Annotated in this window: 7 protein-coding genes; 5 read left to right on the forward strand and 2 right to left on the reverse strand. The window is 47.8% G+C overall.

Annotation, left to right across the window (positions count from 1 at the left end; all coding sequences use genetic code 11):
• Positions 1-87: 87 nt before the first annotated feature.
• Both D9Y29_RS04150 and D9Y29_RS04155 read right to left on the reverse strand, forming a co-directional pair.
• Positions 88-2,910 carry an FAD-binding and (Fe-S)-binding domain-containing protein gene (locus D9Y29_RS04150; RefSeq protein WP_127125304.1) on the reverse strand — a complete coding sequence of 941 codons (2,823 nt, stop codon included), beginning with the start codon at positions 2,908-2,910 and terminating at the stop codon, positions 88-90.
• A gap of 325 nt (positions 2,911-3,235) precedes the next feature.
• On the reverse strand, positions 3,236-4,960 hold the full coding sequence (locus D9Y29_RS04155) for a hypothetical protein (RefSeq protein WP_127125306.1): 1,725 nt from the start codon (positions 4,958-4,960) through the stop codon (positions 3,236-3,238).
• A gap of 964 nt (positions 4,961-5,924) precedes the next feature.
• On the opposite strand from D9Y29_RS04155, the gene D9Y29_RS04160 reads away from it, so the two are divergent.
• Genes D9Y29_RS04160 through D9Y29_RS04180 form a run of 5 tightly spaced genes read left to right on the forward strand, consistent with a single transcriptional unit; the run spans position 5,925 to position 17,576 of the window.
• The gene (locus D9Y29_RS04160; protein WP_127125308.1) at positions 5,925-9,086 is read left to right on the forward strand and encodes a SusC/RagA family TonB-linked outer membrane protein; all 3,162 of its coding nucleotides are present in this window, start codon (positions 5,925-5,927) and stop codon (positions 9,084-9,086) included.
• A gap of 20 nt (positions 9,087-9,106) precedes the next feature.
• Entirely contained in the window at positions 9,107-10,675 is a 1,569-nt protein-coding gene (locus D9Y29_RS04165; protein ID WP_127125310.1) for a RagB/SusD family nutrient uptake outer membrane protein, read from the forward strand.
• A gap of 23 nt (positions 10,676-10,698) precedes the next feature.
• Positions 10,699-11,589 (forward strand): DUF5017 domain-containing protein, encoded by an 891-nt coding sequence (locus D9Y29_RS04170; protein ID WP_164735252.1) that lies wholly within the window; start codon positions 10,699-10,701, stop codon positions 11,587-11,589.
• A gap of 3 nt (positions 11,590-11,592) precedes the next feature.
• A complete protein-coding gene (locus D9Y29_RS04175) occupies positions 11,593-14,184 on the forward strand; it encodes a glycoside hydrolase family protein (protein ID WP_206513710.1) in 2,592 nt (863 codons plus the stop codon).
• A complete protein-coding gene (locus tag D9Y29_RS04180; protein ID WP_127125314.1) occupies positions 14,184-17,576 on the forward strand; it encodes a hypothetical protein in 3,393 nt (1,130 codons plus the stop codon). Before D9Y29_RS04175 ends, D9Y29_RS04180 begins: the two co-directional genes overlap by 1 nt.
• Positions 17,577-17,583: the final 7 nt, after the last annotated feature.

Genomic DNA, 17,583 nt, shown 5'->3' on the forward strand with positions numbered 1-17,583 from the left:
CAGTTTCCGGATGGACTACAGGGATTTTCTGACCTTTCTTAACGCCGCTTTCACTTTTTCAGTATAAAAATCAATGGGTATCGCCTATTACAAACATTCATCAAGAAGATAAACGATGGACTCATAATTCTTTCCTGAGGCTTCAGACAAAGCCATTTCGCAGGTTTTGGAACTGGAGTAATACCCATCATAACTGCATTGGTTCACTTCCTGCACTTCCGCCGCTGTAGCGGAACGAGTAAGTTCGGGGAAGAGAAAACCGCGGTCGCCGGCCATTCCGCAACAACCTGCATGCAATGGTACGGTAACATCATTTGCCAGTTGTTTGGCCACTGCCAGGAATTTGGACTCCTGTTTTGTTTTCTGCAATGTGCATACGGGATGCAACACGATATTGTTCTTTTTCCTGCTTAGTTGTACGCGGGGCAGGATATGATCGGCTATCAGGTCGATGCTATCGATGATCCTGATGGCGTCGAATTTTCGTTTGTTCTCTTCCGTTAATTGCGGGCGGCAGGTCTGCAAGGTATAAGTGCAGGAACTGATATCCAGTACTACAGGCCATTTCCCTTTTTCTGTCCAGTCCCACAGCTTTTCTATGGTTTGATTGGCCGTGAATTCAAATGCAGGAGTAAATCCTTTGGAGGAAAAGATCTGTCCGCAACAGGCTGAATTGATATTATCCGGGATGATCATCCTGAGGCCGGACCTTTCCGCGATGCTCATGAAGATCTCAGCCATCGATTTCTTACCGGCAACAGAGCCACCCATTTTCCGGTTGATGCAGGTGGTGAAATAAACAACGGTATCTGCGTCTTTTTTTCCACTTGTTGCTTTCTGTACTTTGCCAAGAGATGACGGGGCAACCTGGTTGCTCCATAATGGTGAAGAGGATACTATCTTCTTCATACCCTTCGTCAAATTAACCATGGCGTTCTTTCCCAGCAGCCTGTTCACTACGGTGGCTGACTTCACGGCAGCGCCCACAACAGTAGTAGTGGCGCCAAAGTTCTTTGCCACGCGCATGGCCACAGCATTCGCGAGTTTGCTGTGGTTCTCCTTGCGCAAACGTTTCACCAGCATGCCGGTATTGATGTCTACCGGGCAGGCTTCAGCGCAAAGTCCGTCAACCGCACAGGTTTCCAGGCCATCGTACTGGTATTGGTCCAGGAGTTCCTTGTATTCTTTGGTTTGGCCGGTTTCCTTGTACAGGGCCATTTGTCTTCTTGCCACGATCCTGCGGCGGGGCGTCATGGTGAGGTCCCGGCTCGGACATTTCACTTCGCAAAAGCCGCACTCTATGCATTTGTCCACTTCCTCTTCCACTTTCGGCAAAGCTTTCAGGTGCTGGATATGCGCCTGTCCGTTAGTAGAGATGAGTACGCCGGGATTCAGCAGGTTACGGGGATCGGTTTCCTGCTTGATCGTTTTCATGATATCATAGATGGCAGGCCCCCACTCTGTTTCCACAAATGGCGCCATATTGCGCCCCGTACCATGTTCCGCTTTGAGTGCACCTTTGTATTTGCCGGTCACCAGTTCCACCACCTCACGGATGAAGCGGTCATAACGCTCAACCTCAGACGCTAGATTGAAGGTTTGTGTAACCACGAAGTGGATATTACCGTCTTTGGCATGACCAAAGATGATGGCATCATGATATCCGTATTTGGTGAAGAGTTGTTGCAGGTCCAGGATAGCATCACCGAGCTGGACCACAGGCACGGCAATATCTTCCAGGATCACGGTAGTGCCGCTCAGACGCATTGCTCCAACAGACGGGAACATGCCCTTCCGGACCTTCCATAAAAAAGCCTGTTTGGCAGGGTCATTCGTGAATGCAGGCGGGATCGCAAAGGGGAAGCCATCGAGTATCCTGTTGAACTTTTCCAGGCTTGCAGTAATATCTTCGGTTGTGTATGCCTGGTATTCCGTGAGCAGGGCCACTCCGGTGGGCGGCAAAGCCGCAAGGATTTCAGGAATGCCGGGCAGATGGGCAACGGACCGCAGGGAGGCATTGTCCATCAGTTCCACTGCTTCCGCCCCGGATTCGATCAGCGGCGCAATGGCTTTGCAGGCTGTTTGGATATCGGTAAAGCAAAGCAGGGCTGTACTTTTTTCAGGGTAGTCGGGAACTGTGCGCAATACCACTTCTGAAATGAAACCCAGGGTGCCTTCAGCTCCCACCATCAGGTGGGCGAGCATATCCAGTGGCTTTTCATAATCGATCAGGGCATTTACGGAATAGCCGACAGTATTTTTCGTTTTATACTTTTCTCTTATCAGCTCAAATAAAGCGGGGTCATTGAGGATAGTATCCCGTAGTGAGCGAAGTGAGGCGGCCAGGCTGGTATTCTCGTTCTCAAACCGCTCATAGTCCTGTGACAGTTCAGTTGAATACGAAAGTCCATTTGGCAGCATGAATTTTACATACTGAATAGTGTGGTAAGCATTTTTCTGTACGCCGCAGCACATACCGCTTGCATTGTTGGAAACGATGCCGCCGATCATGGCAGACTGGATACTGGCCGGGTCAGGTCCTATCTTCTTTCCATACCTGCGTAGCCTGGCATTCACCATAGCGCCCGTAATTCCCGGCTGCACGCGCACGCGGGCTCCCTCTTCTTCGATCTGTATCGAATTCCAGAATTTGCTGAGATCAACCAGGATGCCATCTGTGATGGATTGACCGGACAGGCTGGTGCCTGCTGTTCTGAAAGTGAGCGGAATATTATGCTGATGGGAGAAATTGAAAAGCGCCCTGATCTCCTGGTCTGAAACCGGGTTCACAACTGCCTGCGGTTTGAGATAATAGAATCCCGCATCTGCGGCAAAGGAAATGAGATCGATGAGTTTGCATTTGATCCTGTCTGCTGGTAAAATTTGTTGCAGCGCTGATTCAATGTTCATGACGGCTCGGATGTAGGCAAATAGCCTGTTTGTTTAATAGTGAAACCAGGCCGCGAAGATAGCCATTTTTCCAGCCCGAAACAGATCGGCGGATCAGCCGGCTGCCCCCGGAACATTGAATTCCCTGAAAAGCGGGGCTGACTAAAAAGGTCAGAGAGCTGGCAGTCGCTCGCCTCCCGGCGAGTGACTTGTATTTGTTCGCCTCCGGCGAACACTGAGTCGCCAGAGGCGACTGAATAACTCGCCGGAAGGCGGGCGAGTGGGCTCCCTGAAATTCTAAGATGGTAGCTTTTTTGTCAGCCCCTGGTATTGTTTTCCTGTTTTCTTATTTTGTTGTGATCCTTCCAACAGACACTCTTGTTTTGGCAAGGGACCTGTCGTACCGTCCTACCAGATACATTTCACTGCCAATCACTGAGCCGAGGCGCGGCATGGCAATCACCGGCATATTCCAGTTGGTGAAGAAAGATTTTCGCTGGAACTTGCCCGTTACTTCATCCAGGGTAACTACAAAGCAATCGGATTTATTGAAGTTCATGAGACGGTTCACTTTTTTCCCGGGTTGGGTTACATCTGCATTATTCTGACGGTCATTGAAGAAGATCTGGATACCGCTGGGTGATTGGATAGCGCCGAAACCAGCGTAGAAAGGACGGACATCTCCACCGAAGAAATAATTGTAGTTAATGCCAGCAGACCCTGGCACCCTGTAGAACTCCCGTTGATTCTTAGGCAGGATCTGCAGCCAGCTGATATTGTTGGAGGCATCCAGCTTTACCATCATGATATCCCTGCAATCATAAACATAATTGGTATAGTAGTCGAAGCCGGTCCCGAACCCGTTCGTGCCGGTTCTGGTAGAGGCGCTGGTGTAGGTCCATGCATGGTAATCCTCTGCCAGCAGCACCAGTCCGTTATCCTTGGTATAGAAGATATTCTGGAATTTCATGTACCTGGAGAATGATTCACCTTCATCTTTGAGCTTTGCCAGTTTTTCTCTCTCTTTTCTTTCTTCCCTGCTTTCCTTATCATCATCTTCTTCTTTATCTGTTTCACCATTATCAGTAGTGATCAGGGAATTGTTGATCTGTTTTTCCGCGGAGCTAAGCACTTTGGCTGTATTAGGATCGATGCGTTCCACCAGTAATCCTTCTGTAGTTTTGCTCTTTCTGTCTTTACTGTAGAAGCTGGCAAGGATCAGTTCATTGTTCCTGCCCATCATCAGTTTGGTGCTGGACAGCCATTTATCCTTGATATTGGTATTGATCTCATTTTCCTGTTTTCCTGTAACGTCATAGATACGGATATTGTAATTGACGAAGTCCAGGAATTTCTCTTTTTTCTTTTTTCCTTGCCTGTATTCCATTATGCGGCCAACGAGGATGGTTTTGCGATTGGTGGTTACCAGTACATCTTCCAACTGATAGGTTTTTGCTTCGAACTCATTGGTGATAGTAGCAGGTTTGGAAGCCGCTTTCAGGCTACCGTCGAACTCCTGCACCAGGAAGCTGTTCTTTTCCTTACCGGTGATGGTACTCACGAGGATGATCTTTGTTGTATCGGTATTGGGGATCAGTTTGAATTCGATCTCCGATTTTTTGTCGTCTTTTTGAAAGCTGGTGATCGGTTTCCAGGTGCCTGTTGTCAGTCCGGTATTTTTATCGATCTCGGCACCGAAGAGCTCCATCGTTTTTTCACTTTTCCTGTATTCGGATGCAATGATCAGGAGCTTGTCCTGGAACGGAAAAAATTCCACGAATTCTTTTCCCTTGAGTTCTTTATTGAAATCGGTACGATAAAGTTCATTCAGGCTTTTATCCAGCTTCACGAGTGTGGCGGATTCCCTGAAAGAAGCGCCGATAACAAAATAGGATTTCATGGCCAGGTGTCCTTCCTGGAGGTAAACGCCACTTTTGTCTGTGTGAATTACGGTAAGGTCAGAGCTGCCTTTTTTCATTTTGAATTCCTCGCCCCAGGTGATAGTTTGTTTTTGGGCAAAGGAAAGAATGGAAATCATGGTAAGGGTCAAAAGCAGGGGAATTTTTTTCATATCGGGGTTTAGTTATTTACAATCGATACACGAATGCTTCAATGAAAAGCAATATCGCTTTAATTGAAGCAATCAGTAATAGTGAACTGCTTAAGTTTTGTGAATTTTAGAAAACCAGGGGGCTGACAGGTTTTCAAAGACGGTGCAAATATAGGGTTTAGTTGCAAAGGGTATCCCTGGTACTGTTGAAGTCATACCCGTGTACATCTTCTGTAACTCCGGCAGCCCCCCCGCATAACCCTTTGGTAACTCCGGCAGCCATCTGGCAGCCATTCACAGGCAACTAATCAGCCATTAGGCAGCAACCAGGCAACTACAAGCAATTGAAAGTCATAGGTTTATTGAGTCATTTATGATTTTCCACAATTCAAATCATTGATTTCCAACCCACCTGCGGGTTTATTTGAATTTAGAATGCTGGGTACAGCAAAGGATTAAAAGATTTTTTCAGCGCTTTCAGTAGGTCCTTCAGTACTTTCTGACTGCCGTCTCAGTACTATCTCAGTACTCTCCCTGTTTAAAAATCCATGATTTCACTACTATCTCACTACTATCATACTACTATTCACCTTAGGAATTCCGGTACTGATGGCTGTAACCACTATGCTGCGCCTGAATAAAGACTGGTGCTAAACCATTCCTTACTTACGTTATAATTAAACTGATTCAGCTCCCATTTCCCCAAATTCCTGGGAACATTCCCACAAAATGGGAATGTTCCCACAGAAAATAGGGCCTATTTTATTTGTTTGGGAACCGAAACTTCAAAAGATTTGACCTTTCAAACTGGTCATTGACCGCACTGCCTCTATCCAATGACGTTCATTAAAACCTAAATCTTTCCTGTACATGGCCATCGAATGAATGGATCGTTCGAATTTTTTTTCAAACCAAAGTCTAATGATTTCAACGATGTACCCTTGCTGATTGCGTCCGTACATCCGGTTTTTAAAGCAGACCCCATATGAAAAAACGATTTGCGGAAATTGCCAGAGCTACCTGTCTTCTCTCCTCCCTGGTATTGGTAGTTGCTCTTGCTTCGGCCCAGGAAAGTCCCAGGCGCTATTCCAAAACAGTTACGGGTATTGTTACAGATTCCAAAGGCGAGCCTGTTGAGGGGGCTTCCGTTCAGGTAAAGGGAAAATCCTGGGGCGCCATCGCCAATGAGCGCGGCGTGTACAACCTGGTGATCCCGGATTCCATCAATGTAATGCTGATCTTCTCGGCTACCAATTTTCTTACCAAAGAGATCAGGTTGCCCATTGCACTCACCGTGATGAATGCAAAACTGGAAGAATCCGCTACTTCCCTGGAAGATGTGGTGGTGATCGGTTATGGAACAGTAAAGAAAAAAGATGTAACAGGCGCTGTTGCGCAGGCCAATGTTGCAGACATGAAGAAAGCTCCCGTGAACACTTTCGCGGAAGCGCTGGCCGGCCGCGTGGCAGGCGTGAACGTGTCTTCATCGGATGGACAGCCGGGCAGTGAAATGAATATCGTGATCCGCGGCAACAATTCTGTAACGCAGGACAATTCCCCGCTCTACGTGATAGACGGATTCCCGGTTGAGACTGCCTCCGCCAATATCATTAATCCGGAGGAGATCGAATCGATCGAGATCCTGAAAGACGCTTCGGCCACCGCCATCTACGGTGCGCGTGGCGCCAACGGAGTTGTGATCATCACCACAAAAAAAGGAAAAGTGGGCGCACCGGTGGTGACCTACGATGCCTGGGTGGGCATGCACCAGAACCTGAAAAAACAGGAACTGCTCAGTCCCTACGAATTTGTGAAATACCAGATCGAAATGAGCCCTTCCGTAAACGGACCCATTTATTTGAATAATGGAAAAACACTCGAGTCATATAAAGATGTGAAAGGCGCTGACTGGCAGGACCTCATCTTCCGTGACGCTTTTGTACAAAGCCATAGTCTCGCACTCCGCGGAGGATCGGATAAAACAACCTATTCCATTTCCGGCTCCCTGATAGACCAGGATGGCATCATCATCAACAGCGGCTTCCGCCGTTACCAGGGCCGGCTTTCGCTGGACCAGACCATCAACAGCAAATTCAAAGCTGGTGTGAATATCAACTATACTTCGTATAAAAGATATGGTACCATTGCAGCAGAATCGCAATCAAGTCCAACCGCTACCATGATGTACAGCGTTTGGGGTTACAGGCCCATCACCGGCGATTCCGCCGCCAATGCCAATTTGGAAGACATGCTTTTTGACCCAGGTGTGGACCCCGCAACTGACTTCCGCATGAACCCTCTTTTGTCTACCAGGAACGAATACAACCCCGTCTTCAACAATACCCTAATCGTTAACTCTTACCTGAATTACAAGATCAACAGGTTCCTCAGCCTGAGAGTTACCGGTGGAATGACCAAAACCCAGATTAAAAGAGAGATCTTCAACAACTCATCAACCCGTGGCGGCCACCCGCGCAATAACCAGGGCGTGAACGGCTCCATCACCAATACCGATCTTACCAACCTTTTGAATGAGAACACGCTTACGTATAACCGAAGATTCAACAGGGACCACAGCCTGAACGTGGTGGCAGGTTTTACTGTGCAGGACATTAAAGGATCAGTGAACGGTTTCACTGCAACACAGGTGCCAACGGAAGCACTTGGCATCAAGGGACTCGGTCAGGGTACCGTTACCGTTTCCCCTACCGGTGCGCCCGCCAGCGGATTGTTATCCTACCTCGGTCGTGTGAATTACAATTTTAAATCACGTTACCTGCTCACATTATCCTTCAGGGCGGATGGTTCCTCCAAATTCCCGAAAGACAATCGCTGGGCTTATTTTCCTTCCGGCGCTTTCGCATGGAGACTGGCGGAAGAAAAATTCATGAAACAGTTCGACTGGCTTTCTGAAGGTAAACTGCGCATCGGTTACGGTACTACCGGCAACAATCGTGTGAGTGATTTCTCCGCATGGTCTTCACTCAACATCAATCCTGCTACCGGTTATAGTTATGGGAACGTGCCCGGACAAGGGATGGTGCCCATCAATCTCGGTAACGATAAACTGAAATGGGAAACCACAGCGCAGACCAATATCGGACTGGACCTCGGTTTTCTCAACAACAGGATCACCCTGACCACGGATTATTATTACAAGGAAACCAGCGATCTCCTGCTGAACGCCACACTGGCGCCTTCGCAAGGCTTCCTTACCGGTTACAAGAATGTGGGCAAAGTATCCAACGAAGGCGTTGAATTTACTTTGAATACAAGAAATATAGAAAACAAGAATTTCTCCTGGAGCAGCAGCTTCAATATCGCCTTCAACAAAAACAAAGTGCTGGCGCTGAACGATGGCGAAAGCAGCCTGCCTACCCGTGTAACCTGGGGCAATTTCAATAATGCATTCCCCTATATCGCTATTCCCGGTAATCCGATTGCACTCTACTACGGAATGCTCTTCGATGGCATATACCAATACAGCGATTTCGATAAAGTGGGAGAAACTTATGTGCTGAAAGGCAATATCCCCAATAACGGAAACGCCCGTGCGAATATCCAGCCGGGGCATATCAAATTCAAAGACATCAATGGGGATAATAAGATCGATGACAATGACCTCACCATCATCGGTAATCCCAATCCCATTCATACCGGAGGTTTCACCAATAATTTCACTTATAAGAACTGGGACCTCAACGTTTTCTTCCAGTGGAGCTATGGAAATGACCTGCTCAATGCCAACCGCATCGAGTTTGAAGGCGGCGATCCTGTTACGAGGAATTCGCTGAACATGTTCAAATCCGTGGAGAACAGATGGACGCCGGAAAACCAGAATAATGAAATGTACAAGATCGGCGGACAAGGCCCGGCCTACTATTCTTCGCGTACCATCGAAGATGGATCATACCTCCGCCTGAAGACTGTTTCACTTGGCTACAATATCGATACAAAAACACTCAAAAAACTGAAGATTAATTCCCTCCGTCTCTACCTGGCAGCGCAGAACCTGCTTACCTGGACAAATTACTCAGGACTCGACCCTGAAGTGAATACCAGGCCCAGCGCACTCACTCCCGGGTTCGATTTCTCTCCTTATCCCAGGACCCGGACACTCACCTTCGGTTTAAATGCATCCTTTTAATCATGATTAACAAGATTGACATGAAACGATTTGTTTTGCTGCTCACAATAGCTGCCTCCCTCGCAAGTTCCTGTAGTAAAGTACTGGACAAAGACCCTGACTTCGTATCTCCCGAAAATTATTATAACAATGAGGCTGACCTGATGAAAGCCCTCAACGGTGTTTACAACCGCCTGATTGATCAGAACCAGCGGATGTATTCCCGCGGCCTCTTCAGCTACCTGGTGGTGAGCGATGAAGCCTTCTTCAGGAATATATCCATCAACAATATCCGCGTAATGGTCTTCGATGCCGGCGATCTTGATATCGGCAGGATCTGGGAATGTATGTACGAAGCCATCAACCGCGCCAACCTGCTTTTGGAAAATGTGCACAAAGCAAAAATGGACGAAACGCAACGCAATGCCATCAAAGGTGAAGCGCTTTTCCTTCGTGCCTATTTCTATTATTTGCTGGCCGATCTCTACGGTCCTGTTCCGCTGAAACTTTACTCCACCAAATCTCCGCTGGATGCCAATCTTCCAAGATCGCCTCTCGCAGACGTATATGCGCAGGTAGTAAAAGACATGAAAGAGGCCGAGACCCTGGTGAACGATATCACTTATTTCACGCATAACGAAAGAATATCCAAAACCGCTGTTCAGGCAGTATTGGCAAGGGTTTTCCTGAAAATGGCAGGTGAACCGCTGAAGGATGTATCCAAATACAATGATGCACTGGAATATACCAATAAAGTGATCGGTTCAGGATTGCATTCGCTCAATCCTGATTTCAAACAGATCTTCATCAATCATTCCAGGAATATCAATGATAGCAAGGAATGTCTCTGGGAAGTGGGTATGTACGGCAACAAGATCGGGAACTATGACCTGGCGGGCTCAGTAGGCGTTGAGAACGGTATCGAGTGCCCCAGCGAAGCCATCGGTTATTCCGGCGGCGCCATGAAGATCACGGCAAAACTCTACAACCTTTTTGGAACAAAAGATACTTTGAGAAGAGACTGGAGCATTGCGCCTTACCGTTATGTTGCATCCGGCTCCTCCACTGTAAAAACAAACTGGACGAATGCGCAGATCTATGAGCGCAATCCCGGCAAATGGCGCAGGGAATATGAGAGCGAAGCGAAAGCAAGATTGTATAATTCCACCAACTTCCCGCTGGTCCGCTATTCGGATGTACTGCTGATGAAGGCCGAAGCAGAGAACGAAGTATTCAACGGCCCAACACCTGAAGCTTACGATGCCATCAATATGGTGAGAAGAAGGGCATTCGGAAAACCCGTGGATGTAGCCGATGCCGATGCGGATATTCCTGCAGGCATGACCAAAGATGATTTCTTTGTGGAATTGCAGAACGAGCGCCTGCGCGAACTTTGCTTTGAAGGCATCCGCAAGCACGACCTGATCCGCTGGGGTTCCTATGTATTCACCATGAAAAACCTGGCAGCGGATATTACCGCCAATGCGCCGGGCACCTGGAAATACGCAGCCTCCGCAGGCAACAATACAACTGCCAGGAATGTGCTCTTCCCCATTCCCATTACAGAGCTCACCATTAACGATAAAATTGAACAAAACGAAGGGTATTGATGCATAACCCCAAAACGAAAATCATGAAATTTACCATCACATATATCGTATTGCTGACGCTGCTGATCACAAGCTGTGCAAAGGTGAAAACACCTGAGCCCAACCTCAGCATCACCACCAGCTCCAACACCTACAAAGCCGGTGATACCGTAACTTTCAACTTTGCAGGCAATCCTGATAATATCATTTTCTATTCCGGGGAGATCGGACATAATTATGAATACAGGAAACGCACCAAAGCACCTAACGACCTCCAGATACAATTCAAAAGTTTTGTATCCTTCGGTGTTATCGCGCAGAACCTGCAACTGATGGTGTCTAACAACTTCAATGGCATTGCAGACCAGGAGAACCTGGAGAAAGCAACCTGGACGGATATTTCACATCTGGCCACCTGGTCAGCCGGCGCCGACCAGGTAAATTCCGGTGTTATCAGTCTCAAACCCTATGAAGGCAACGATGAAAATTCCGTAATGCACGTAGCATTCCGTTATACAGATACTCAAAAAACAGAAGGACAGAACCGTTGGGTGATCAGGACTTTCAGTGCTGACAATGTTACTCCTGAAGGTTCATCCACTAACCTGGCTGTAATGAGCACTGCGGGATGGAAAGCAGTAAGCATCAAAAACCCCGCAACAGTCTGGACCATCACTTCCGCACAACTGCTGATGTATGGAGGGAACGCCACGCAGCCGGACAATGAGGACTGGGTGATCACCAAAGCCTTCGATTCAAAAACAGTACAACCCGATGCCGGCATTGCGCTGAAGAATATCAGTAAAACACTGGACAGCTACAAGTATGTATTCAACACTCCCGGCACATACCGCGTAGTATTTGAAACCTCTGCTGTTCGCTACAACGGAGAAAATAGAAAAGTAAACGAACTCACCCTTACCATTACCCCATAACCTATGATGCGTCTTTTGCAAATACAGATCCTGTTGCTCCTTTTTTTTCCTGTGTTCACCAACGGGCAGGAGCTTTCATTGAAGAATAACCGCCTGGACCTGCAATGGACAAAAGACGCATCCGGTTTCAAACTCAGCAAACTGGCCGTTTCAGGCCCACAGGGCTGGCAGGAGATCGGGAATGTCAGCGGCGCCTATACCCTGCTCTACTCGCTGGCAAAACCGGATCTAACGCCGGAAAAACTGTTGAATGAAAAAGGTCAGGAGATCATTTTCCCGGAGGCTCATTACCGTTACCTCATTCCCGTTTGGAAACAATCCATTTCCCCTGTTGAATTGAACACAGCCGGAGAAGCTATCCAGTTCTATCCTTCCACTGCTGTTCAATCAGACAAAGGTCTCCTCTTCTCACAGGAAAATGAAAAAGCGGTCATCACATCCTTCTGGTGTTTTGATCCTGTATTTGCAAATGATGTAAAAGTGGAAATCAGGATCAAGGCAAAACAGGCTGGTCATTTTTCCATGGCCAGTCCCAGTTTGGCTGCATTGGATAAAAACAATTTCAAATGGGCCACCGTTCCCGGAGTATTCCAGGGCAATGCCATCGAAAAGAAATTCATCAATGCATTTGCATACGGACAGGGCATTCCTGAAAGACCAGTGGTAGTGAGAGAACGCACTGCTTCCACACTGGCGCCGATGGTGACCACCAACGAAAATATCACCCTGGCCGTGATCCCTGAGCCAGGCACCGGCCGTGATCCCTGGGCTAAAAATGAAAAAACGAACTCGGACTGGCTGCTCGGATTGTCAGTAATGGACCGCAATGGTGACCTCATGCCAACTGTATATCATCCGGTTTTAGGCGAAAAGAAATCCTGGCTGAATGCCGGTGACAGCATCGTGTTCCGCTTCCGGTACAGCATACAGCCTGAGAACTGGTATCCTGTTTTCAAACATGCTGTGAATGATGTATACCAGTTCAATCATTTCCTGCAATTGAAACGCACAAAACAATCACTCACCAGCAGGCTGCTGGGAATGCATCGTTACCTGGTGAACGACAGCTTATCGCTCTGGAGACTGGATGAATACAAGAACATGACCATCGGTGCGCAGGACTACCTGGGCGGCGTATACGGATCAGATAAGGATGCCATGAAGAATGCAGATTATGGCGCCATGTGGATGCTGGCCAGGATCACGGATGACAAAACACTGCTTACTACCCGTCTCCCCTATGCGAGAAATTTCAAACTGATGCAGCAACATACCGATACAGGTTTCTTCCATGGTGCAGCAGCAGGTCAATACTATCTTCACAAATCGAATAAGTTCACCGAAGAATGGGGCGATTATTCCGAACCTATAGGCAGCACATTCTACATGCTCTGCGATATCGGCAATGTATTGTTGTTTGAAAAGAAAGATACTGCACTGTATTCGGCACTCAGAATTTCTGCCGATAAACTCCTGCAGTGGATGGGCCCGAACGGACAATGGCAGGTAGCTTACGATAATAAAACCCATCAGCCACTCTTCACGGATGTGGAAGACCTGCGTCCTACCTTCTATGGTATGATCGTGGCCTATCAAATACTGAAGGACCCCAAATATCTCGCGGCTGCAAAGCTCGGAGCAGACTGGTATATCAGCAATGCTGTTGAACGCGGCCGCTTTCTCGGCACCTGCGGAGATGCCCGCTTCGTTCCGGATTTTGCAACCGGACAGAGCGCCCAGGCCCTCCTCGATCTTTACGATATCACAAAAGAAGAAAAATATAAAAAGGCGGCTATCGATGTAGCCACCATTTATACCGCTTCCGTATATACGCACCCGATGCCAACCACAGAACAAAAGACTGTGAATGGCATTCCGCGCCAGGACTGGGAAATATCCCAGGTGGGGCTGAGTTTTGAACATGGCGGCGTGATCGGTTCCGCCAATCACCGCGGACCGATACTGCTGGCCAGCCATGCAGGTATGTTCGTTCGCCTGTTCTCGATCACCAAAGATTCACTCTTCCTCAATATGGCCAGGGCGGCTGCACTTGGCCGTGATGCATTTGTGGATTCAGCCACTTCCGTTGCCAGCTATTACTGGGATGTGATGAACAAGGGAGCTGGCCCCTATCCACACCATGCCTGGTGGCAGATCGGATGGATCACGGATTACCTGTTGTCTGAAGTAAAAATGCGCTCTAATGGAAAAGTAGAATTCCCACGTGGTTTCATTACACCTAAAGTGGGTCCTCACCAGACATATGGTTTTGCAAATGGAAAAATATACGGAAGCAATGCATCACTCCTGCTGAAAGAAGGCATGATCAGCATTGAAGATCCCTATACAGATTACTTTGCCGCCATCGATACCAAAAAGAAAAAACTGTTCCTGCTGGTGATGAACAATGATGATGAAGCCCGGGAAGTGAACATCACCCTGGATCCTGCAAAAGTGATAAATGGAAAAAAGATAAAACTGGTAAGAACGATCGTACAATCAGATAAACCCGCAACCCCATTGAGCAATTCAGGAAAATGGAGCATCAGCCTCCCTCCTTACGGCTTGAAAGTGATTGCCATAACCTATCGATAATGAAGAAGAATATTGTACTCATTTGGTTGGTCATTTGTTGTCAGGCTTTATTTGCCCAATCCGCCAACTACCTGGTGGAAGCAGAGGCATTCCAGTTCAGGGGAGGTTGGTTTGAAGAAAGGAGCGGGCTCACCATGGGCAATTCCATGTTGCGCGTCCTCGGTGGAAAACATGGCGCTGCCGATGCACTTACCGTGATAGATGTAAAAGAAAAAGGACAATATACAGTTTGGGTACGGGCGATGGATTTCAATGAAAAGCCCGGCACCCGGCTCAGCCGTCTGCTGGTGGATGAGCACCCTATGGAGGAAGCAGGCAAACACGGTAAACAAGGATTCGCCTGGGAAAAAACAGGCACTGTAGCGCTGGAGAAAAAACAGGTCTTGCTCCGATTGAAAGATACGCGTAAGAACTTTGCGCGCGTAGATGCAGTTCTGCTCACAACCGATGCTACTTTTGATCCAAACAATATCGACTTGCCGCAATTGGCAAAGCTAAGGGTGAAACCCGTTGCCATGCAGGTGGTGGAAGCAAAGCCACCGGCTGTTTCGCCTTACCTGCTGATCCCTGCAGATTCAAAGACCATCGCTGAAATTTCAAACAACAAGATCAAACTGAGTTTTGCTACCGGCGGCGTCAACAATAAAAGCATCGTTGCAAAAACAATGGTAGATGATAACGGAGAATGGAAAAGTGTAAACAGGTTTCATGAGGACCATAAAGTGTATCTCCTTTCATCTCAAAGTCCTGAACTCACTTTCGGTAATTTCTTCCCTTCCTGGAATGGTTCCAGGGCCATCAGCTATATTGAGCATGATGGAAAGAAAATCGAATTACAGGAGCCGGAAGACCTGCTGAACCCCTTCATGGCCGGCGATCTCAGCGAAGCCATCCCTGTTGAAGCAAAAAAGATAAACAGTAACAGGATCGATGTAAAATATGTGACCAGTGATGGGTCCACCATCACCGGTATCTGGACCATCGGAAAGAGCAGCGCGCATATTTCCGTGAAACTGGAAGCTACCGTGGCCAATCCTGGTTATTACAGTATCGGCCTGGCGGCATTCCAGGGAATAGCGCCGGATAAAGTGACCAATATCCAGTTACCGCCAATGTTCCAGTACAAACGTTTATCTCCAAACGCAATAATGCTGCCATCAGCCATGATGCAGCAACCGCTTGCTATTGCAGAAACAAAATCCGGCGCCACAGGGTTAGTGTCCACTTTTATCAGTGCAGATCCTGCAATGATGAAAAATGAATGGGGCATGCCAGAAAAATCCCCGATAGGCTTCGCCATCAGGAACGAAGCAGGCATGGTACAACCTGTTGCATTTGCTCCGGTACTTGGGCTGGAAGATTCAAAATTGAAAGCAGGGCAAAAAATTGAAAAGAGTTTTGTGATCGGTTCCTTTTACAATGACTGGCAGAAAACCATGGAATATGTATCTGAACAGGTTTTCAAAGTAAAGGATTACAGAACGCAGCAGCAGGGCTCACTCACGGATGCCGTTTTCAATATGATAGATCTTATCAGAAACGATACCGCCTCAGGATGGAGTGATGAACTCAAAGGGTTCTACGATATTGAAGCCGATCCCAAAACTGCCGCTACAGTAGTGCATCCTTCTCCCCTCACAATGTTGTCTACAGCCGTGATCATGAACGATGAAGACTTCTACCTGAAGCGTGCACTACCAGTGATCGAATATACATTGAGCAGAAGCGGTTACCGTTGGGCAAAGAATGTTGTGCCAACCGGTTACAACAATTCCAGGAAAACACTTTTCCTGAATCCTTTCAACTCGCAATTCACTACTGCTTATTACGAAGGACTTTACCAGTTCACTGCAGGCGCCAATCCCTGGATCAACAATATCGCATTGCCTGAGGGAAAACTAAGGAGCGCAAGCGGATACTCCGTAAACATTCCTGCCTGGGTGCAGGAACTTGCAGCATACCGCCTGACCAGTGAAAACAAATGGCTGAACAGCGCCACTGCCAACGCCGATAAATTCCTCAACACGGCAGTATTCAACAATACTGTTACGCCGATGACCAAGGGTCCTTTCTACAATTCGCAGTTCTATGCATACTGGTGGAACCTGCTGGACCTCTATGAACAAACGAAGGACGAAAAATACCTGAAAGCCGCCGAGCAAAGCGCGTTTCAAACCATTGCCGGCATCAGGTCTCTTCCACAGGTGAGGGACACCGTTATGACCATTCACCCGGGAAACAAATATGAAGGCAATACCACCCTTTGGTGGAAAGGTGAAAAACGATACAGGCTTGGTTTCCCGCGCAAGGCAGGAGATGCTCCTGAAAAGCAGGTTGCCGAAAGCCTTGTAAGTCCTGTAGGGCTTGGTTTTGAGCAACCATTCACTTATTTCGAACCCGGTAAATCCGTGCGCCCCGTCTTCATGAGCAGCTGGGCTCCGCATTTGCTGAGACTTTACCAATATACAAAAAGAGAGATCTTCCTTACATATGCCCGCAATGCGGTGATCGGAAGGTTCACCAATTATCCCGGCTATTATGCAACTGGCTTTACCGATATCACCATGAAAGCCGATTTCCCTTACAAGGGCCCTGATGTGAGCTCTATCTATTATCACCATATTCCTGCCCATCTTTCGTTCAGCTGGGATTACCTGATCACGGAAGCTGTGCAGCGTTCCAATAACAGGATCAGTTTTCCATATAGCCAGCAGGATGGATTTGTGTGGTTCACCAACAGGCATTATGGCGCCGCAGCAGGGACCATGTACAACGACAAGAATGTTCGTCTCCGGATGAAACGCGGACTGGTGGCTGTGAATACTCCGGAGATCAATTATATCACGGGAGTATCCAAAGACAAATTCTGGGTGGCCCTGCTGAGTGAATCAGCGAACACTTTGCCTGTAACATTGAAAATTGGAAAAGAGGCAGGCGTTGCCGCCAATGCACCTGCTGCAGTATATACAAACGAAAAATCGAAACCTGCAAAGGCTGTATTGAATGATCTTGAACTGCCACTGACCGTTGCCGGTAAAGGAATCACAGTAGTGAGTTTCCCGCTGGCCGAAACCAGCACTGAGACTGAGATTCCAGCCATCAAAAATGGAATGAAAGTGATAGAACTGGGTGAGCCCTGGGGCAGGCTGTTCATGTTCAGGATCCGCTCTCCATTCGGATGGGATTCCATTTATGGATTCCTGGAAACCGCTCCCATCGATGGCGCTGTTGTGAGCGTTACAACCCGGCAACAAACCATCACAAAAAATACCTACCCTTTCGAGTGGAGCATTCCAAAGATGGGCACAAATGAAAAAATGGAACTGAAAATAAAGTTGCAGACCAGCGATGGTAAGGTGCGTGAAGAAACGGTAATGCTGGAAGGAAACTGATTCATTC

Origin of the sequence: Pseudoflavitalea rhizosphaerae, from assembly GCF_003991355.1 — a bacterium.
In the GTDB taxonomy this organism is placed as follows: domain Bacteria; phylum Bacteroidota; class Bacteroidia; order Chitinophagales; family Chitinophagaceae; genus Pseudobacter; species Pseudobacter rhizosphaerae.